1 rRNA gene is annotated in these 1,010 nt (G+C 51.2%); it reads right to left on the reverse strand.

Annotated features, from left to right (window positions below):
• A 23S ribosomal RNA gene (locus GTP41_RS26740) occupies positions 1–1,010 on the reverse strand; the annotation flags it as partial.

A 1,010-nucleotide genomic window follows, 5' to 3' on the forward strand; every position in this document is an offset into this window, starting at 1 on the left:
CGGATATCCGCAGCTTCGGTGACTGGCTTAGCCCCGTTACATCTTCCGCGCAGGACGACTCGATCAGTGAGCTATTACGCTTTCTTTAAATGATGGCTGCTTCTAAGCCAACATCCTGACTGTTTTAGCCTTCCCACTTCGTTTTCCACTTAGCCAATCTTTGGGACCTTAGCTGGCGGTCTGGGTTGTTTCCCTCTTGACACCGGACGTTAGCACCCGATGTCTGTCTCCCAAGCTCGCACTCAACGGTATTCGGAGTTTGCAATGGTTTGGTAAGTCGCGATGACCCCCTAGCCATAACAGTGCTCTACCCCCGTCGGTGATACTTGAGGCACTACCTAAATAGTTTTCGGAGAGAACCAGCTATTTCCAAGTTTGTTTAGCCTTTCACCCCTATCCACAGCTCATCCCCTAATTTTTCAACATTAGTGGGTTCGGTCCTCCAGTGCGTGTTACCGCACCTTCAACCTGGCCATGGATAGATCACTTGGTTTCGGGTCTACACCCAGCGACTGGCGCCCTGTTCGGACTCGATTTCTCTACGGCTCCCCTATTCGGTTAACCTCGCCACTGAATGTAAGTCGCTGACCCATTATACAAAAGGTACGCAGTCACCCCTTACGAGGCTCCTACTGTTTGTATGCACACGGTTTCAGGATCTATTTCACTCCCCTCCCGGGGTTCTTTTCGCCTTTCCCTCACGGTACTGGTTCACTATCGGTCGATTACGAGTATTTAGCCTTGGAGGATGGTCCCCCCATGTTCAGACAGGATTTCTCGTGTCCCGCCCTACTTGTCGTACGCTTAGTACCACCGGTCTGATTTCGTGTACGGGGCTATCACCCGCTATGGCCCTCATTTCCAGGAGGTTCCACTATCAGTCCGACTATCACGTACAGGCTCTTCCCATTTCGCTCGCCACTACTTTGGGAATCTCGGTTGATTTCTTTTCCTGCAGCTACTTAGATGTTTCAGTTCGCCGCGTTCGCTTCACACACCTATGTATTCAG

The organism is Pseudoduganella guangdongensis, assembly GCF_009857475.1.
GTDB lineage: Bacteria > Pseudomonadota > Gammaproteobacteria > Burkholderiales > Burkholderiaceae_D > Rugamonas > Rugamonas guangdongensis.